The 17,877-nt window shown below is 71.2% G+C and carries 16 protein-coding genes; 4 read left to right on the forward strand and 12 right to left on the reverse strand.

Annotated elements, in window-relative coordinates; genetic code table 11:
• Nucleotides 1–114: 114 nt before the first annotated feature.
• The 5 genes from C8E87_RS46780 to C8E87_RS05035 all read right to left on the reverse strand — a co-directional run bounded on the left by C8E87_RS46780 (nt 115) and on the right by C8E87_RS05035 (nt 6,141).
• Nucleotides 115–381, reverse strand: a complete 267-nt coding sequence (locus tag C8E87_RS46780) for a type II toxin-antitoxin system Phd/YefM family antitoxin (protein ID WP_133871995.1) — start codon at nt 379–381, stop codon at nt 115–117.
• A 63-nt stretch (nt 382–444) separates the two neighbouring features.
• Complete coding sequence (locus tag C8E87_RS05020; RefSeq protein WP_203720679.1) at nt 445–1,431, reverse strand: sugar ABC transporter substrate-binding protein; 987 nt, start codon at nt 1,429–1,431, stop codon at nt 445–447.
• A gap of 80 nt (nt 1,432–1,511) precedes the next feature.
• On the reverse strand, nt 1,512–3,449 hold the full coding sequence (locus tag C8E87_RS05025; protein ID WP_133871997.1) for a GMC family oxidoreductase: 1,938 nt from the start codon (nt 3,447–3,449) through the stop codon (nt 1,512–1,514).
• Between the two features lie 122 nt (nt 3,450–3,571).
• The gene (locus C8E87_RS05030; protein ID WP_133871998.1) at nt 3,572–4,630 is read right to left on the reverse strand and encodes an ABC transporter permease; all 1,059 of its coding nucleotides are present in this window, start codon (nt 4,628–4,630) and stop codon (nt 3,572–3,574) included.
• Complete coding sequence (locus C8E87_RS05035; RefSeq protein ID WP_203720678.1) at nt 4,627–6,141, reverse strand: sugar ABC transporter ATP-binding protein; 1,515 nt, start codon at nt 6,139–6,141, stop codon at nt 4,627–4,629. The genes C8E87_RS05030 and C8E87_RS05035 overlap by 4 nt, the downstream gene beginning before the upstream one ends.
• 301 nt (nt 6,142–6,442) lie before the next feature.
• Here C8E87_RS05035 and C8E87_RS05040 point away from each other — a divergent pair, with 301 nt between their 5' ends.
• Nucleotides 6,443–7,252, forward strand: coding sequence for an alpha/beta fold hydrolase (locus tag C8E87_RS05040; protein ID WP_133872000.1), 810 nt, complete (start codon nt 6,443–6,445; stop codon nt 7,250–7,252).
• 29 nt (nt 7,253–7,281) lie between these two features.
• Nucleotides 7,282–9,180, forward strand: a complete 1,899-nt coding sequence (locus tag C8E87_RS05045) for a GMC family oxidoreductase N-terminal domain-containing protein (protein WP_133872001.1) — start codon at nt 7,282–7,284, stop codon at nt 9,178–9,180.
• Here C8E87_RS05045 and C8E87_RS05050 read toward each other — a convergent pair.
• The 7 genes from C8E87_RS05050 to C8E87_RS05080 all read right to left on the reverse strand — a co-directional run bounded on the left by C8E87_RS05050 (nt 9,161) and on the right by C8E87_RS05080 (nt 16,278).
• Nucleotides 9,161–9,967, reverse strand: coding sequence for an IclR family transcriptional regulator (locus tag C8E87_RS05050; RefSeq protein WP_133872002.1), 807 nt, complete (start codon nt 9,965–9,967; stop codon nt 9,161–9,163). The genes C8E87_RS05045 and C8E87_RS05050 overlap by 20 nt on opposite strands.
• Nucleotides 9,968–10,051: 84 nt before the next feature.
• On the reverse strand, nt 10,052–10,975 hold the full coding sequence (locus C8E87_RS05055; protein ID WP_133872003.1) for a quinone oxidoreductase family protein: 924 nt from the start codon (nt 10,973–10,975) through the stop codon (nt 10,052–10,054).
• Nucleotides 10,975–11,823: an alpha/beta fold hydrolase gene (locus C8E87_RS05060; protein WP_133872004.1), complete on the reverse strand. Its 849-nt coding sequence runs from the start codon at nt 11,821–11,823 to the stop codon at nt 10,975–10,977. Before C8E87_RS05060 ends, C8E87_RS05055 begins: the two co-directional genes overlap by 1 nt.
• Nucleotides 11,824–11,940: 117 nt before the next feature.
• Nucleotides 11,941–12,795: an alpha/beta fold hydrolase gene (locus C8E87_RS05065; RefSeq protein WP_133872005.1), complete on the reverse strand. Its 855-nt coding sequence runs from the start codon at nt 12,793–12,795 to the stop codon at nt 11,941–11,943.
• Entirely contained in the window at nt 12,792–14,066 is a 1,275-nt protein-coding gene (locus tag C8E87_RS05070; RefSeq protein ID WP_133872006.1) for a M20 family metallopeptidase, read from the reverse strand. The genes C8E87_RS05065 and C8E87_RS05070 overlap by 4 nt, the downstream gene beginning before the upstream one ends.
• Entirely contained in the window at nt 14,063–15,028 is a 966-nt protein-coding gene (locus C8E87_RS05075) for a DODA-type extradiol aromatic ring-opening family dioxygenase (RefSeq protein WP_203720677.1), read from the reverse strand. Before C8E87_RS05075 ends, C8E87_RS05070 begins: the two co-directional genes overlap by 4 nt.
• Complete coding sequence (locus C8E87_RS05080) at nt 15,028–16,278, reverse strand: Rieske 2Fe-2S domain-containing protein (RefSeq protein ID WP_133872007.1); 1,251 nt, start codon at nt 16,276–16,278, stop codon at nt 15,028–15,030. The genes C8E87_RS05075 and C8E87_RS05080 overlap by 1 nt, the downstream gene beginning before the upstream one ends.
• A 146-nt stretch (nt 16,279–16,424) precedes the next feature.
• On the opposite strand from C8E87_RS05080, the gene C8E87_RS05085 reads away from it, so the two are divergent.
• Together C8E87_RS05085 and fdxA are read left to right on the forward strand one after the other, a co-directional pair.
• Nucleotides 16,425–17,450 carry an NAD(P)/FAD-dependent oxidoreductase gene (locus C8E87_RS05085; RefSeq protein ID WP_133872008.1) on the forward strand — a complete coding sequence of 342 codons (1,026 nt, stop codon included), beginning with the start codon at nt 16,425–16,427 and terminating at the stop codon, nt 17,448–17,450.
• Nucleotide 17,451: 1 nt separating this feature from the next.
• Complete coding sequence (gene fdxA, locus C8E87_RS05090; RefSeq protein WP_133872009.1) at nt 17,452–17,799, forward strand: ferredoxin; 348 nt, start codon at nt 17,452–17,454, stop codon at nt 17,797–17,799.
• Nucleotides 17,800–17,877: the final 78 nt, after the last annotated feature.

Here is a 17,877-nt window from a genome sequence, read left to right on the forward strand (position 1 = left end):
GGGCCGCACAGGCCCGTACGAGGGCTGAGTCAAGACCGGGCCAGTGGCGTCACCGTCGCGCTGCCGAAGCGGCAGGGCACCGCGATGTTCGTGTCGATCAGGCCGCGTGTGGCGTCACCGGTCGCGGTCGAACGGGTCCTGCTCGGCGGCGGCGTCGAGGTCGGCACGCAACCGCTCGGGATCGACTGTCGGGGAGGCGGCAAAGGCGGCCATCACCTGTTCGCGGTGAACGTAGGTACGCCACCCGAGTGGGATGAGACAACCGATCGGTGTTCCGTTGCGCGTGATCGTGCAAGACTCGCCGCGCTCGACCGCGCGCAGGATGGCGCCGGCATCGTTTCGAAGCTCGCGTTGTGTGATCTCGGGTGACGGCTCCCTCACAAGCGCAGCCTAGACGGAAAAGCGGGCCCCGGTCGCCGTTGGCCGGGGCCAGCTGGTTCAGGGTCAGTTCGTGGTGACCGGGAGGGTGGACAGGGTGTAGCCGAGCTGGTCGGTGCTCTTGTAGTCGGCGATGTTGCTCTTGTCCCAGTACTTCGCGGTCACCACGTACCGCTTGCCGGTCGCGCCCTTCTTGGCGTCGTCCATGGCCTTCAGCACGGCCATGCCGGTGGCGTACGCGTCCGGGTCCCAGGTGCCGGTGATGCGGCCCTGCTTGATGGCCTCGATGGCGTCCGAGTCGCCGTTGGCGCCCTGGATGATGACGCCTTCGCTCTTGCCGTCGCTGATCTTCAGGCCGGCCTGGGTGGCCGAGGTGGAGGCGCCCAGCGCGGTCGAGTCGTTGTAGGCCCAGACGGCGTCGACGTCCTTGTGCTTGCTGAACAGGTCGGCCGTGAGCGTGGCGGCCGCGGCGGCCGTGTCCTTGGTGTTGTCGCTCTGGTTGATGACCTTGAGGCCGGCGGCGGTGGCGGCGTCGGCGAAGCACTTGACGTTCTGCTGGATCGACGGGACGGGTGGTCCGCCGAGGACGATCACGTTGCCGCCGGGGCGGGCCTCGGCGATCTGCTTGGCGGCCTGTTTGAACGGGGCCTCCTCGGTGTCGCAGAGGTTGAAGCCCCACCACACCGTCGAGGTGACGTTCTGGCCCTCGGAGTTGACGCCGATGACCGGGATGTTGGCGTTCTTGGCCTGGGCGTACGTGCCCTCCATGGCGCCCGAGTCGAGCGCCCACAGGCCGATCGCGGCGACGTTCTGCTGCACCATGGTCTGCACGTTGGAGACCTGCGCGTCGGCGGACAGGTTGGCGTCGACGACGTTGACCTCCCAGCCGAGCTCCTTGGCGCCGGCGTTGAGGCCGTCGGTCAGGAACTGCTGGCTCGGCTGCGACGCGACGGGGCTGGAGTAGGCGACCTTGAGGCCGCTCCCGCCGCCCGAGGCCGAGGCGTCGTCGCCCCCGCCGCATGCAGTGGCGCCGAGCAGGGCGGCAAGTCCCAAAAGCGAACAAGAGGTAAGTTTCCACCGGGAAATGGGCATGACGATTCCTCCGAGGGGGCGAAGCACAACAGAAGCGAGCGCTAGAGAGAGGTGACGAGGGCCGAGGCGGTCCGCTCGGCCAGCGCCATGACGGTGATCATGGGGTTGACGCCGGGCGCGGTCGGCAACGCGGACGCGTCCCCGATCCAGACGCCCGCGACGTCGTGAAGCTGTCCCCAGCCGTCGGCCACCGAGGTGGCCGGGTCGGCGCCGAGCCGGCAGGAGCCCATCTGGTGGGCCGAGAAAGCGGTGTGGTCGTTGATCGGGGAGCCGGCCAGCTGCGCGAGGTACGCGTCGAAGTCCTCGCCGCGCCGCCAGCGCTGGTCGCTCCAGTGGAAGGTGAAGATCTCGGTGGCGCCGGCCTCGCGGTGCATGCGGGCGAGTTCGGTGTGGGCCCGTACGGCGATCCGGTGGTCGACGTCGTCGTCGAGGTCCCAGTGCACGGCGGCCCGCCCGTCGGCGTCCAGGTGGACCTCGCCGCTGCCGTGGTCGTGCGACACGCCGTGCCAGGTGGCGAAGTAGGGCAGTTTGCGCAGCTGGTCGCGGGTGGTGCGGCCGTCGGTGAACGGGGACTGCCCGGCCCACGTGCCGGGGTTGAGCGCGAGGCTCTCGACCAGGAAGCCGCCGCCGTCGACGGCCCGGGTCAGGTCGAAGCTGACAGCCGACTGGATCTGGCCGTGCCACGCCTCGACCGGCTCCTCGTAGACGCCGGTGACGATCCAGGCCGGGTGCAGCGTGAGGTTCTTGCCGGCCGCGGGCCCGCCGATGCCGGAGCGCAGCAGGATCGCCGGGGATTCGATGCCGCCCGCCGCGACGACGACGTTGCGGGCGTTGACGGTGAGCGCGCAGGGGCCGTCAGGGGTGGTGACGGTGGCGAGCACACCCGAAGCCCGCCCGTCGGCGGTCATGACCCGGTCGACGTGCGCGCCGGCGACGATCCGCGCCCCGGCGTCGACGGCGTCCCGCAGGTACGTGTGCAGGGTGGAGCGCTTCTTGCCCTGCTGGCAGCCGGCGTTGCAGTAGCCGCACATCGTGGCGTCGTCGTCGAGCGCGGCGTTGCGGGGCAGCCGCTCGTGCCGGTACCCCAGCGACGCCAGCCCGGTGATCATGGCGCGGGTGTTGGCGTTGTACCGGGTGGCTTCGGTGTTGACCCCGATCCGGTCCCACACCAGGTCGGTGAACTTGTCGAAGTCCGGGCCGTCCAGGCCTTCCAGCCCGTACGAGGCCCACAGCTCGCGGATGTGCTGCGGGGTACGCAGGCAGACCATGGAGTTGATCACTGTGCCGCCGCCCAGGGTCGCGCCCGCGAGCACGCCCATCTGCCCCGACGACGACCACAGCGAGCCGCCGCGCAGGAACATCTGGGCCGCGCCGATCGAGTCGATCTGCCGGAAGTCGGCCTCGTTGCGGTACTGAGCGGCCTCCAGGACGAGCACCGACGCCCCCGCCTGGGCCGCGCGCGCCGCCACGATCGCACCGCCGGCGCCCGAGCCGATCACGACGACGTCGGCTTCCAGGGTGGCCTCACCCGCCGGGAGCGCCTCCAGCGGCAGGGTCTTGGGGGTCGCGGGCGGCTTGGAGGCAGGCCCTGGATAGCCCAGCGCGGGCCACGTCGGGTTGGTGCCCGTCTCGTCCACGGCCCCGACCAGCGTCGCGAGGGTCATGGCTTTGAGCTGCCGTACGCCGAGACGAAGGCGCATCGATTCGTCGGCCACCGCGAGCAGAGTCGCCGTACGGGTCTCCAGATCGCTCTCGGCGAAGGCGGGTCCCAGCCGGGTGACGAGGCCGGCGACAGCACCGCGGGTGAGGGCATCGAGCGATCCGACCGCGGCGGCCACGGCCACGTCGATGCCCCGGGCGACGGCGCCGTCACGGTAGAACGCGATGGTGGCGTCGTCCGCACCCGACGGGGCGTCCAGGGACGGTGCGAACGTGTCGCAGACCGCCTGAATGATCGCCTGGTCCTGTACTTGCGGCATGAAGTCCTCCGTCACGTCAGCCGGCAAGCGGTGAAGTTCCGCCGGCGGTGGGGCGATAGTGCGTATCGCACAAATCCGAAATGTGCGATTCAGGAAAGCGTAGGGAAGCAGGCGCCGGCGGGTTATGACGATGCAGGGGTTGTGGTGCGGTTGAAGCGCAGCCAGCCGCGGTCGCGGGCCACTCCGAGGGCGACAGCCACGATCAGCACCACGCCGTTGACCGTGCCACGCCAGAAGGTGGACACGTCGCTCAGGGTCAGGCCGTTCTGGATCACGCCCAGGAACAGGACGCCGAGGACCGTTCCGCCCACGCCGCCGTCGCCGCCCGTGTAGGCGGTGCCGCCGATCAGGACCGCGGCCACCACCGTGAGCAGCAGCGTCGAGTCGATGCCGGGACCGGCCCCGGTGAGCCGCCCGACCTGGATGAGGCTGGCCACCGCCGCGGCCAGGCCGGCGATCAGGAACACGCTGAGCGTCGTCCGGGCCACGTGGATGCCGTTGAGCCGGGCCGCCTCCCGGTTCGAGCCGAGCGCGTACACCCCGCGCCCGAACGTCGTGTACCGCAGCACCAGGGCCGCCGCCACGACGAGCAGCACGTCGAAGACCAGCAGGTACGGGATCCCGGCCGCCTTGCCGTTGACCAGGTTGTAGACCGGCTGGAACCCCTCGAGGGAGAACACGTTGATGGTTTTGCCCTGCGACATCACCAGCGCCGCGCTCTCGAAGATCGACAGCGTGCCGAGGGTGACGACCAGGAAAGAGATCTTCACGTACGAGATCAGGACGCCGTTGACGACGCCGAGCAGCAGACCGACGGCCAGGGCCCCGGCCACCGCGACCCACGCGCTCATCCCGTGCTGCAGCAACATGCCGTACGACATGCCCGTGACCGCCGCCGCCGAGGCGGTGGACAGGTCCAGGCCGCCCGAGATGATCACGAAGGTGGCGCCGACCGCGAGGACCAGCACGACGCTGTTGCCGGCCACGATGTTGGTGATGTTGCCCCAGGTCATGAAGATCGGCTGGGTGATCGACAAGTAGACGACCAGCAGCAGAAGGCCGGCCAGCACGCCCGTGCTCTTGCCGGACGCCCGCCACAGACCGGTCAGCACCCCGGCGCCGGCGCGGGCACGGCCGGCCTCGGGCGAAGCGGCGGGGCGGATCGACGTGTCCGTGCTCATGACGACTCCTCGTGGACGTGCCCGCTGACCGCGATCGCGTTCAGCACCTCTTCCCGCAGCTGCTCGCCGCTGACCTCGCCGCGCACCGCGCCCTGGAAACAGACCAGGACCCGGTCGGCCAGGCCGATCAGCTCGGGCAGCTCGGAACTGATGATCACGACGGCGGCGCCGCCCTCGGTCAGCTTCTGCAACAGGGCGTAGATCTGGCTCTTGGACCCGACGTCGACACCGCGGGTGGGCTCGCTGAGCACGTAGACCGGGCAGCCCAGCGCGAAGATGCGTCCGAGGATCGCCTTCTGCTGGTTGCCGCCGGACAGCTGCGTGATCAGCTTGGCCGGCGAGGACGTCCTCACCCCGTACTCGGCGATCGCCTCCCGCACCCGCCTCTTCTCCGTGCGGGTCGGCACGACACCCAGCTTCGACAGCTGCGGCAGCCAGGTCAGCGTCATGTTGTGCGCGACGCTGCGGGTGGGCAGCAGGGCCGCGCGTTTACGGTCGTCGGGCACCAGGCCGATGCCCGCGCCGAGCGCCTTGCGCGGGTCGCCCAGCGCGACGGGGGCGCCGTTGACCCGCACGTCGCCGGTGGCCGCGATGGCGCCGCCCAAAGCCATGCCGAGCTGGGCCTTGCCCGAGCCGACCAGCCCGGCGACGCCGACGATCTCGCCGCTGCGCACCTCGAACGAGGTGGGGGCGAGCGCGCCGTCGGCCGAGGCCAGGTCGCGCACCCGCAGCACGACGTCGCCGGGCACACAGTCGCGGGAGCCGTAGTAGTCGTTGAGCTCGCGGCCGACCATCATCCGCACGAGCTGGGACTCGGGGGTCGACGGCAGCGCGACCGTGCCGACCGTTCTGCCGTCGCGCAGCACCACGGCCCGGCCCGCGGTCGAGTACAGCTCGGGCATGCGGTGCGAGATCATCAGGACCGCGACGCCGCGCCTGGCCTGCTCGCGGACCAGCGCCAGCAGCCGTTCGGTGGCGTGTTCGGACAGCGAGCTGGTGGCCTCGTCGAGGATCAGCAGCCGGGCCTTCGACGACACCGCGCGGGCGATCTCGACCTCCTGCTGCAGCTCCACCGACAGGTCCCCGACCTGCGCGCCGACGTCGACGTGCACGTCCAGCGCGGCCAGTTCCTCGCGGGCCCGGCGCCGCACGGCCGCCCAGTCGACGACCCGGCCGCGGCGGGGCAGCCGGCCCATGAAGACGTTCTCGGCCACGGTCAGGTGCGGCGCCAGGGTGAGCTCCTGGCTGATCATCACGATGCCGAGCCTGAGCGCGACGGCCGGGTTGGCGATCACCGTCTCGACGCCGTCGACCAGCACGACCCCGCCGTCCGGCTGCTCGGCCCCGCCGATGATCTTCGACAGGGTCGACTTGCCGGAGCCGTTCTCGCCGGTCAGCGCCACGATCTCGCCCGCGCTGACGGCCAGCCCGGCGTTGTCGAGGGCGAGGACGCCCGGATACCTCTTCGAGACTCCGCGAACCTCGACCAGAGGCGCCGCTTGTGCAGTCACCGTCGGTTTCTCCCTTGCAGTGCGGCGTAGCCGTTTTCGCGGCTCTGCGTACCTCCCTGCGGGCGGGGGTGAGTTCACCTCCCGGCTACCGGATTGCGGCTCACCTTGGCACCGGTGTGTTACCTGCCTAAGCGAGGTGTTCCGCTGAACGGACTGTGGCCCGAACCACGGCCTGCCGAAGATCGGCCGGGGCGGAAAGAACACCCGCAGTCCGGTGAGCGGACCACCGGGCAGGCGCGTGTGCCGCGGGAGGCGTGTTGTGGAGACCCAAGACCCTTTTCCCGTACGGAGGGACCGCCTCATGAGCCCAGCGCCGATCCGCGGATACGCGGCCACGCCGCACGGCCGGATGCACTACGCCGAGCTGGGCGAGGGCCCGGCCGTGCTGCTGCTGCACCAGACGCCGCGCTCGTCCGACGAGTTCCGCGAGGTGCAGCCGCTGCTGGCCGAGGGCCGTCGGGTGATCGCCATGGACATGCGCGGGTTCGGGCTGAGCGCCCCGCTGCCCGCGCCGCAGACCATCGAGGCGATCGCGGAGGGCGCGTACGGGCTGCTCGACGCGCTCGGCGTGGAACGCGCAACCGTGCTCGGCCACCACACCGGCGGCGCGGTCGCCATCGAGATGGCAGCGGCCGCCCCGCAGCGGGTCGAGGCGCTGATCCTGTCGTCGGCGCCGTGGACCGACGCCGCGTACCGGGAAAGCCACGCGGGCGGGCCGGGCGTCGACGAGGCCGGCACCGCCGAGGACGGCAGCCACCTGACCAAGTTGTGGGCGCTGCGGCAGCCGTACTACCCGGCCGGGCGGCCCGACCTGCTCGACCGGTTCATCCGCGACGCGCTCGCCCCGGGTGTGGACCCGGCCGAGGGGCACCGGGCCTGCGCCCGTTACGTCATGGAGGACCGGATCGGCCTGGTCACCGCGCCGGTGCTGCTGATCGGCGCGTCGGAGGACCCGTTCGCGCTGCCCGACGTCGACCGCCTGCGCAAGAACCTGACCAACGCCGTACGGGTCAAGACCGCCGTCATCGAGGGCGGCACCATCCCGCTGATGGAACAGAAGGCGGACGAGGTGGCAGCCGCGACTTTGCAGTTCCTCGGAGACCTCGCGTGAAAGCGGCCGCCGGGCCGGAAGGAAACGCCATGACCTACGTTCTGAAAGCCGTCTGCGACACCCTGATCCCCCGCGTCCCGGCAACCGCCGGTGACAGCGCCGAGGCGGCCACCCTGCTGAGCCTGAGCGCCTCGGACAGCGGCATCGACACGATCGCGGCCGCCGTGATCCCGATGCTCGCGCCGCACGTGCAGGACAAGATCGCGACCACGCTCGGCGCGCTCGGCGACGACTTCGCCGGGGCCGCCGAGGACGAGCGCGTCCGACGCTGGCGGGACGCCCTCTCCGATCCCCGCACCTTCCCCGGGGCGATCATTCTGCAGAGCACCGTGCTCGCCATGTTCTACACCGGGCCGGACGAGGACGCGAAGAACCCGGCCTGGCCGGCCATCGGCTATCCGGGCCCGCTGCTGCCCACGCCGAGCGAGGCCGAGTTCCCCAAGACCCTGCGGACGATCACGGCCGGCGACGACCTGACCGCCGACGCGATCGTGGTCGGCTCGGGCGCCGGTGGCGGGGTCGCGGCGGCGCGCCTGGCCGAGGCGGGGCTGCGGGTCCTCGTACTGGAGAAGGGGTCTTACCGCAACGAGCCGGATCTGCCGCAACTTGAGGCGCTGTCGTTCCCCAACCTCTATCTCGGCGGCGGTTTCCTGTGGTCGGCCAGCGCGTCGGTCGGGCTGCTCGCCGGGTCGACCGTCGGCGGCGGCACCACCGTCAACTCGATGGCCTGCCTGCCCACACCGGACTACGTGGTCGAGGAGTGGCGGCAGCGCGGCATGCGCGGGCTGGACGACTTCGACGAGCACGTACGCGCGGTCATGGAACGGATCAACGCGAAACCGTCGAACACCGTGCACAACCACGTCAACCAGATCCTCATCCGCGGGTTCGAGGCGGCCGGGCTGGCCTGGGCCACACTCGCCCGCAACGCCCGGGACGACGAGTCGCGCTACTGCGGCGAATGCAACGCGGGCTGCCTGCGCGGATGCAAGCAGTCGACCATGAAGACGTTCCTGCAGGACGCCAGCGACGACGGCGCACGGCTGCTGCCCAACTGCGACGTGCGGGAGATCCTGCACGATCAAGGGCGGGCTTCCGGCGTACGGGCGAAGGTCGGTGACCGGGAAGTGGAGGTGCGCGCGCCGGTCGTCGTCGTGGCCGCGGGGGCCCTGGCCAGTCCGGCGCTGCTGCTCGCCTCGGGCATCGGCGGCCCCGAAGTCGGCAACAACCTGCACGTGCACCCGTCGTACTTCATGAGCGGGGTCTTCGACTCCGACGTGCGCGGCTGGGAGGGGCAGATCCTGACCAGCGTCAGCCACGACTACGAACACGTGGCCGGCGAGCACGGTTTCGTCGTGGAGGCGGCCCCGATGGGCCTGGGCTTCTGGACGGCGCTCACGCCCTGGCACGACGGCGAGTCGCACAAGCGCGAACAGCTGCGGCTGCGGCACGTGTCGGGGGTGTGGGGCTTCGCCCGCGACCACGGTTCCGGGCGCGTCGAACTCGGCCCCGACGGCATGCCGCTGATCCACTGGGACCTGGACGACGAGGTGGACCTGCAGGTCGTACGGCGGTGTCACGTCGAACTGGCGAAACTGCTGCGCGCGGCGGGCGCCCGCGAGATCTTCACGTTCCTGCCGGGTGACCCACGCTGGCGCGAGGGCGAGGATTTTGACGAGTTCGTCGCCGTGTTGTCGAAGCTGGAGGGACCCGACGTGCTGACGCTCTCGGCCCACCAGTCGGGCACCTGTGCCACCGGCACGGTGGTCGACGGCGAGGGGCAGCTGTTCGACGTCAAGGGCGTCTACGTGGCCGACGCCTCGGCGCTGCCCACCGCCCCCGGCGTCAACCCGATGGTCTCGATCGAGGCGTACGCCGCCAAGACCGCGGGGCACATCGTCGCGGCCCTCAGATCTCCTGGGCGCTGAGCAGCTTCGTCATCCGCCGGCCGACCAGGTTGAGCAGGCCGACGTACCGATCCACCTTGGCCCGCGTCGTCGGGGCGGTCACCGAGAGGGCCGCCACGACGGCGCCGGTCGCCCCGGTCAGCGGGATGGCCACGCTCATGTAGCCGATCCGGGTCTGCTCGTACTCGGCCACGAACCCCTGCTCACGAGCCTTCTGCAGCTCCTGCGCGAGCAGGCCCGGCGCCACCGTGGTCCGCGGCGTCACCCGGGTCAGCGGCGCTGTCATCACCTCGTCGAGCAGGTGCCGCGGGCCGAACGCCAGCAGCGCCTTGCCGGTGGCCGTGCAGTGCAGCGGCATCCGCCCGGCGACCCGCGACGGCCGGCTGATCTGCGCGTGCTCCCCCGACACCTTGTCCAGATAGAGCACCTCAAGCCCGTCCGCGACGGCCAGGTGCGCGGTCTCGTGGGTGGCCTGCACCAGGTCGATCATCAGCGGCCGGGCCAGGTCGCGCAGGATCCGCTGGCGGGGCACGCGCTGGCCGATCTCGAACAGCCGCATGCCGAGCCGGTACTCGCCGTTGCGGCGTTCCAGCAGGCCCCACTGCACCAGTTCCTGGCTGAGCCGGTGCACCGACGCCTTGGCCAGCCCGGTGCGGCGGGCCAGCTCGCTCAGGCTCAGCGTCTCGTCGTCGAGGCCGAACACCTCGAGGATGCGGCGAACCTTGCCCAGCACGCTGTTGCTGTCCGGGGCGGGGTGCGGCTCGCGGGGGTCGGGCTGGAACAGGCAGTTCGGTGCGGTGGCCTCCATCACCTCAATCTCGTCGCCCGCGCCGCGACCATCAACGAAACGGTCCGGCCAGCGGAACACGTCCCGCCGGCCGGACCAGGGGTTTCAGAACGACAGAACGGCACGACCCCGTACGTGCCCCGAGCGCATCCGCCGCAGCGCGTCGACGGCGTCGCCGAGGGACACGGACTCGACCGCCACGGACAGCTCGCCCGCCGCCAGCTTCCGGATGAGGGCGGGAGCCAGCTCGCGGGCCCGGCGCTCGTGCCGGATCATGTTGACCGGCAGCAGGGCCACGTCGTCGAGCAGCCAGTTCGGCAGGTCGATGGTGACCCGCGTGCCGGCCACGTAACCGACCACGACGGCCCGGCCGCCCTGGCGCACCCAGCGGCTGCGCCCGATCAGCCCCTCGCCGCCGAGCGTGTCCACCAGCAGGTCGGCCTTCTCGTCCGGCTCCTCCCCCAGGACGACGCCCGTGACGCCGCCGGGGACCAGGTCGAGCTGGTCGTCCCGGCCCACGTACCCGGTCACCTCGGCCCCGGCCAGCAGCGCCTGCTGGGCCACGCTCGCGCCCACGGCCCCGGCCGCGCCGACCACGGCGACCTTCTCGCCCGGCTGCAGCTTCGCCACGTCGTGCAGCACCACCGCGGCGGTCGTGGTGGGCACGAAGAACGTCGCCGCCACCTCGGGCGGCAGCCGCGGGTCGAGCACGGTCACCGCCTTGCGGGCCACGCTCACCCTTTCCTGCCAGGTGCCGCCGCGCAGCAGGCCGAGACCGCCGCCGCGCAGCATCACCTGCGTGCCGGGGGCAAGGTCGTCGGCCTCGATCACGACGCCGCTGCCCTCGACGCCGCCGGTGTAGGGCAGCCGCGGCTTGAGCGCGAAGTTCCCCGACGCCACGGTCAGGTCGAAGTGCGCGAGAGCGGCCGCCTCCACCCGCACGAGGACCTCGCCCTCACCCCGTACGGGCTCCTCGATCTCGTGCACGACCGGGTCCTTGCCCCAGTCGTGCACGCGCAGGGCCCGCATCAGGCGACCTTCGCGAGGAATTCGAGGCTGAGCGGGTTGTAGCGGGCGGCCTGCTCGTGCTGCGGCCAGTGCCCGGTGTCGTCGAACAGCTCCAGCCGCGAACCCGGGATCGCCTCGTGCATGGCCTGCGCCTCGGGCACGTCGCCGAACGGGTTCTTGCGGCCCCACACGATCAGCGTGGGCCGGCTGATCCGGGCCATCTGCTCGGTGGTCAGCAGATTGCGCCGGCGGATCTCCATCTTCTGCAGCGAGAGCAGGTTGTCGATGCCGGCCACGAAGCCGGGCTCGTGGTAGATCCGGTGCCGCACCTCGACCAGTTCCTCGGTGGCGTCGGCCGGGTCGGCCATCAGCAGCCGCAGCCGTTTGCGGGTCAGCTCGACGTCGTCGGTCGCCACGGCCTGCCGGGTGCTGGAGTCGATCCGCTGCATGACCTCGGGGTTGGCCACCGTGCCGCCCGCGCAGAGCAGTTGCAGGCTGGCGACCCGGTCGGGGAAGTCGGCGGCGGCGCGGGCGCCGACCCAGCCACCCAGCGACTCGCCGACGATGTGCGCCTTCTCGACCCCGACGGCGTCGAGATAGTCGAGCAGGTGCTTCACGTAGAGCGGGATCTCGTACGGGTGGCCGGGCTTGCCGGTGTAGCCGTGGCCGAGCATGTCGATGGCGTGGACGGCGTAGTGCTCGGCGTGCGCGGCGATGTTGCGGGTGAACGCCTCGAGGTGGCCGCTGGTGCCGTGCAGGAACACCACGGGGGCGCCGTCACCGGCTCGCAGGGTCCTCGTCCGCACGCCGCCGGCGTCGACGTACGAGAGCGAGAAGGGCACCGGGCTCAGGTCGGTCCAGATCGTCATGGCGGTGCTCCTACGGCTGGTTGATGCGGTGGACTTGGGTGTTGCTGCGCTTGGCCAGTTCGCGGCCGGCCACCACGAGCAGGGCTACGCCGATCAGCGTGAACAGGGTCTTCATGGTCAGTTGTCCTTGTCTCGGCGGGCGCAGTCGGCCAGGAAAGCGGCCACGATCGCGTGGTAGCGCTCGGGCTGTTCCTCCTGCAGGTGGTGCGACACGTGGTCCATCACGTGCAGGTTGCCGTTGGGCACCATGCGGGCCAGCATCATCGGGTAGTCAGGGGTGAGGAACGCGTCCTCGCGGCCCCACATGAACAGCGTCGGCGCCTGGATCCGCCCCAGCTCGGCGGTGAGGTCCTGCCAGTCGCCGCGGGGCGAGTCCGACATCGCCGCCAGCGCGCGTTCCCCCTCGTCGAGGCTCTGCTCGTAGCGCATGTCGAGCGTGGAATCGGGGAGCTTGCTGCCGTCGAACCATTCCAGACGGGTGATGAGCTGCCGCATCTTCTCGCGGGTCGGGCCCTCGCCGCCGTAGTAGACGTCCCGGGCCGTACGCCCGCGGTGGCCGTTCTCCGGCAGCGGCGCGAGCGGGCCGTAGAAGACCGGCATGCTGCCCGTGATCACCAGGGACCGTACGCGGCCGGGGTACTTGGCGGCCAGGTTGAGCGCGATCGTGCCGCCCCACGAGTTGCAGACGAAGTCGGCCCGCTCGATTCCCAGCGTGTCCAGCAGCTTGACCTGGCCGGCGGCGTGGAAGTCCCACATCGGGCCGGTGATGCGCACCTTGTCGGAGCGGCCGTACTGCAGGATGTCGGGGATCACGACCCGCCGGTCGGCCGCGAAGAGCTCCGCCACCGGGCCGAAGTCGCTCCACCCGGTGCACCCCGGGCCGCCGCCGTGCAGGAACACGGTGTCGAGGCCCGAACCCATGTCCAGGTAGTAGTAGCCGTCGGCGTACTTGCCGCCGGGCGCCTTGCTCATCGTTCCTCCTCGGAGTTCGCGACCGCGACGCGGGCCAGGATCTCGCTGAGCCGCAGCATCTCGGTCACCTGCACGGTGTTCATGCCGAGCGCGAAGTCGATGCCGGGCAGGGGCGCCTTCGGCATGCCGACCCGCGCGGTGGGGATGCCGCGGGCACGCAGGATGTTGGCGTCGGTGGCGCCGCTGTTGCCGGGGATCGGCGTGTGCGGCCGGCCCGACGCCGCCTCCCACGCGCGGATCGTCTCGGTGATCACCCACGCTCCGGGGTCGGTCGCCGAGGCGGGGATGTGGTTGACCAGCTCGCAGCCGATCTCGGCGCCGAGTTCCCCGGCCACTCCGCGCACGAATTCCGCGAGCTCACGGCGTACGGCCAAAGGCTCTTGACCTGGCGCGAGCCGGATGTCCAGCCGAATCCTGCACAGGGCCGGGGTCACGGCGAGCAGGCGTTCCCAACCGCCGGCGACCGAGCCGACGATGCCCTGGGGGGCCGCGGTGGCGGTGCGATGCCGGGCCGGGAAGTCCTCGAGCCAGCGTTCCAGGCGCGTGATCACCTCGGCGGCGGTGACGATCGGGTTGGAGTACGGGAGACGGTGGCGGCTTCCGGCGTACGTGTGAAGGCCTTTGACCGTCAGCTCGAACCAGCAGAGCCCGACCTCGTCGTGGGCCACGAAGTCGCCGGGTTTGGCGATGATCGCGTGGTCGGTGTACCAGCCGCGCTCGAGCAGGAACGACGCCCCGACGCCGTGGCCGGTGTTCTGCCGTCCCGTCGGGTCGATCGCGTCGGTGGGCATGCCGCCGGCGCCGAAGGCCAGCACCAGATCACCCTTGGGCTGCGCCATTGTCGCCTCAACCGCTTCCCCGTACGCCTGTCCGACCACCAAGACGCAGGCGGCGTGACCCTTGGGGTTGCCGGCCCCCAATCCCTGTACGAGGTCTCCGTTCGTTGTCGCCTCCGGACGCATGTCGGGGCGCAGCTCGCGGCCGATCCACGGGACGTCCTCTTCTTCCTCGCCCGTGGTCAGCGTGTCGATGGGGGCGTAGAGCATGAGGTCTCGGCCGGTTCGCCGGCTTCTCACGCGGCCCACGGCATTGGCTTGATCCTTGTCGATTCGCAGGACCTGTCCGTTTATTTCAGACATTTCCGCCGACAGCCACTCGGCCAGGGGGGCCTCTTTGCCGGTCGGGCTGGGGATGCTGGTGATCGCCTGCGCCGCCGCGCGCAGCCGCTCGGGGGTGATGCGGCGCAGCACCTCGGTGAGCAGCTCGCTCACCGGACACGCTCCGCGCCGAGCTCGCCGGCGGCCGCGCTGCCGGGACGGATCACCCCGACGCCCATCCCGGTCAGCCACTCCGGCATCGGGCTGTAGGCCAGGGTCTCCCCGGGCGCGAACCCGAGCGCCGCCGCCATGGTCAGCCAGGTGCGGATCTCCTGACCGCCGTTGCCGGCCTCCTCCCCGATCCGCGCGGTCGTCCAGTCGGCGTAGTGCCTCAGCTCGCCGCGGTCGAGCCGGCCCAGGAACGCCTCGTCGAACTCGGGGAACAGCGTGGGCCGCGCGCCGACGATGATCTCGCGGCGGCGCTTGTCGTACTTCTCCCATTCGCCGCGGCCGTTGCGCCACGCCTCGACCAGGAACTCCTCGTCGTCGCCGTCCGGGTCCTGCCAGCGGCTGGGCCAGGGCAACTGGTGGCTGAGCCCGCCCGAGGCGACGACCACGACCCGCCGGTCGCTGTTCTCGAGGGCGCGGGCGATGTTGCCGCCCAGCTCGACGCAGCGCTTGACGGTCGGCAGCGGGGTGGCGAACACGTTGACCACCAGCGGGGTGACCGGCACGTCGAGGTCGCGCAGCAGGTACTGCACGGCGTGGCTCTGCCCGTGGTCGATCGTCATCCGCGCGCTGATCGCGACCTCGGTGCCGCGCTCGACCAGCTGCTCCGCGAGCGCCTGCGCGAACGCCGGGTCCGGCTTCTGCGGGCCCTTGGGGGTGCCGCTCTCACCGGCGGCGATCACCTCGTCCACCCCGAGCGTGAACGACGGGATCAGGTCGAGCCAGAACCCGCGGAAATGGTTGGAGCCGATGATGACGACGTTGTCCGGCCGCGCCTCGGCGATCGCGTCGCGAGCGGCGCCGAGCGCGTCGCGGAACCGTTCGGCCCGGCCGACGCCGGCCACCCTGTCCCAGTGGGTGTTCATCAGCGTCGAGTGCGAGGCGCCGACGCCCAGGACGATCCCCATCAGCGGGTCACCTCCGGCTTGCCGTCCTCGGCGGTGATGCCCTGTTCCTTGAGCCGCCCGACCCGCTCCTCGGTGACGTCCTCGGCCAGTTTGCGCCACTGCAGCAGCGACTCGTCGGGGCGGTAGAGGCGCTCCGGCGGGGCGTCGGTGACCTCGACCATCCACTTGTCCTGGCCGGAGAACTGGCCGTGGAACAGCCACCGGATCGCGCCCAGGTACTTGGCGTAGAACGGCAGCGTGGCCACACCCCGGGCGAAGTTGACCATCACGCCGACGTACAGGTGGTTGTCCGCGTCCACCGGCACGTAGAACTCGTAGTGGATGAACCCCGGGTACGCGATGCGCAGCACACCCGGCATCGAGATCGACGCGAAGCCCGGGAAGTCCTGTGCGGCGATGACCTCGTTGACCTTGGCGGCGCCGCCGGTGTTCCCGATGTTGCGGTTGACCTTGTTCTTGTCGTGGCGAGTGGGGTCGACCTTGTACCAGGCCTTGCCGCTCCACCTGCCCAGGCCGGGGAAGTCGGCCTCCCAGTACTGGTTGTCCTGCACGCGGTAGATCCAGCGGCCGCGCTTGACGATGCGCGTGTCGTTGTGCACCGGCATCGCCTTGAAGAGCCGCCACAACGCCGTACGGTGCAGGTACTTCGCGTGTCCCTCGTCGTAGCCGTTCTCGGCCGCGAACCGCCAGTTGCCCTCGCGGGGCTGGATCCGGGCGCCGACGACAGCCGCGTTGCCGACCAGCTCCTCGGGCAGCTGCTCGTCGATCGGCGGGGCGTCCTCACCGTCGCCGACGAACAGCCACACCATGCCAAGGCGCTCGGCGGTCTCGAACGTGGGCTGGGTGACCTTGCCGCAGATCGGCGAGTTCGGCCCGTCCGTGATGGCAGCGGCCAGGTCGCCGGTCCTCAGGTCGAACGTCCAGCCGTGGTAGACGCAGCTCACCGTGCCCGGGAACTGCTGGTTGCCGTAGCTCAGCGGGACACCGCGGTGCGGGCAACGGTCCTTGAGGGCGTACACGGTCCCGCGGTCCCGCATCACCATGATCCGCTCACCGAGCAGCGTGACAGCGGTGGGCTTGTTCGTGATCCGCGACGAGAACGCCACCGGGTACCAGTAGCCGCGGAACCCGGCCGCCGCCTGCTGGTAGTGCGGCCAGCTCGACCAGTCCTGCCGCCCGGGCAGCCGGCCGCGCCGCGAGGGGCGCCGGGGGCGGTCGGCCCGCGGGGCCGGCGTGCTTTCTGCGACCATGGTCAGACTCCCATCGTGCTTGCGATGGGTGGAGCGAATCACCGTTCCGGCCCCGGCCCCAGCCCGGGAGTCCGCCCACCGGAACGCGTTCCGCTCACCGGTCCGCCCGGGTCGGCAGGCGGCCCGCGGGTTCCTACGTTCCTGGCATGACACCCACGACGATCCACACGGATCTGGTCATCGTCGGGGCCGGCCCGACCGGCCTCTACGGCGCGTTCTGCGCCGGCTTCCGCGGCCTGAGCACCGTCCTGGTCGACGCGCTGCCCCAGGCCGGCGGCCAGATCGCCGCGCTCTACCCGGAGAAGGTCGTGCGGGACGTGGCGGGCCTGCCCGCGGTCACCGGCCGTGAGCTGGTCGACGGGCTGGCCGCCCAGGCCGACGCCTTCGGCACCCGCTACCTGCTGGAACGGCAGGCGGTGGGGCTGGGCCGCGAGGCCGGCCGGCCGCAGCTGACGCTCTCCGACGGCACGATCGTCGACGCGGGCGCGGTGGTGCTGACCGCGGGCATCGGCACCTTCACCCCGCGGGCGCTGCCGGCCGGCGAGGAGTTCCTGGGCCGGGGCCTGTCGTACTTCGTGCCCGACCTGAGCGCCCACACCGGCCGCGACGTCGTGGTGGTCGGCGGCGGCGACAGCGCGATCGACTGGGCCAACGCGCTCGTCCCGCTGGCCCGCTCGGTCACCGTCGTGCACCGGCGGGCCCGGTTCCGCGCCCACGCCGCCTCCATCACCGAGGCCGAGCGGGCCGGGGTCGTGTTCCGCACCAACTGCGAGGTGACCGAGCTCATCGGCGACGGCCGGCTTTCCCACGTACGGGTCGGCGACTCCCTGCTGCGGGCCGACAGCGTCATCGCCGCGCTGGGTTTCATCTCGGACCTGGGCCCGCTGGCCGGCTGGGGACTGGAACTGTCCGGCCGCACCATCGTGGTCGACCAGCGCATGCGCACCAACGTCCCCGCCGTCTACGCCGCGGGCGACGTCACCGAATACCCCGGCAAGGTGCGGCTGATGTCCGTCGGTTTCGGCGAGGTCGCCACCGCGGTGAACAACGCCGCGGTCGAACTCGACCCCGAGGCCGCCCTTTTCCCCGGCCACTCCACCGAAGCCGCTCTTTCCCCCAGCCACTCCACCGAAGCCGCTCTTCCCCCCAGCCACTCCACCGAAGGGGCCTGACATGCCGTACGTGATCGGCCAGGACTGCGTCGACGTCAACGACCGCGCCTGCATGGACGTCTGCCCCGTCGACTGCATCTACGTCGGCGACCGCAAAAGCTACATCAACCCGGCCGAGTGCATCGACTGCGGCGCCTGCGAGGTCGAATGCCCGGTCGAGGCCATCTTCGTGGACCGCAAAGCCCGCGGCGACGCCGGCCGCACCCAGTTCGCTGAGGACCAGAAGACCTTCTTCACCGTCACCCTGCCCGGCCGTTCCGCTCCCCTCGGTTCCCCCGGAGGAGCCCGCAAGGTCGGCGAACTCGGCGTCGACACCCCCTTCATCACCGGCTACGACGCCCGGGCGTAACGCGGCCGGATGTCGCCGACGCGATCGTGACGGCCGGCCTGACTGTCTGACCCGGGCTCGCCTTCCCGGCGGACCGGG

Source organism: Paractinoplanes brasiliensis (assembly GCF_004362215.1).
Taxonomy (GTDB): Bacteria; Actinomycetota; Actinomycetes; order Mycobacteriales; family Micromonosporaceae; genus Actinoplanes; species Actinoplanes brasiliensis.

Coding starts and splice junctions, on each gene's coding strand:
- C8E87_RS05025 (WP_133871997.1), bottom strand. CDS start 3,449: ATGCCGCAAGTACAGGACCAGGCGATCATTCAGGCGGTCTGCGACACG.
- C8E87_RS05030 (WP_133871998.1), bottom strand. CDS start 4,630: ATGAGCACGGACACGTCGATCCGCCCCGCCGCTTCGCCCGAGGCCGGC.
- C8E87_RS05040 (WP_133872000.1), top strand. CDS start 6,443: ATGAGCCCAGCGCCGATCCGCGGATACGCGGCCACGCCGCACGGCCGG.
- C8E87_RS05045 (WP_133872001.1), top strand. CDS start 7,282: ATGACCTACGTTCTGAAAGCCGTCTGCGACACCCTGATCCCCCGCGTC.
- C8E87_RS05050 (WP_133872002.1), bottom strand. CDS start 9,967: ATGGAGGCCACCGCACCGAACTGCCTGTTCCAGCCCGACCCCCGCGAG.
- C8E87_RS05055 (WP_133872003.1), bottom strand. CDS start 10,975: ATGCGGGCCCTGCGCGTGCACGACTGGGGCAAGGACCCGGTCGTGCAC.
- C8E87_RS05060 (WP_133872004.1), bottom strand. CDS start 11,823: ATGACGATCTGGACCGACCTGAGCCCGGTGCCCTTCTCGCTCTCGTAC.
- C8E87_RS05065 (WP_133872005.1), bottom strand. CDS start 12,795: ATGAGCAAGGCGCCCGGCGGCAAGTACGCCGACGGCTACTACTACCTG.
- C8E87_RS05075 (WP_203720677.1), bottom strand. CDS start 15,028: ATGGGGATCGTCCTGGGCGTCGGCGCCTCGCACTCGACGCTGATGAAC.
- C8E87_RS05080 (WP_133872007.1), bottom strand. CDS start 16,278: ATGGTCGCAGAAAGCACGCCGGCCCCGCGGGCCGACCGCCCCCGGCGC.
- C8E87_RS05085 (WP_133872008.1), top strand. CDS start 16,425: ATGACACCCACGACGATCCACACGGATCTGGTCATCGTCGGGGCCGGC.
- fdxA (WP_133872009.1), top strand. CDS start 17,452: ATGCCGTACGTGATCGGCCAGGACTGCGTCGACGTCAACGACCGCGCC.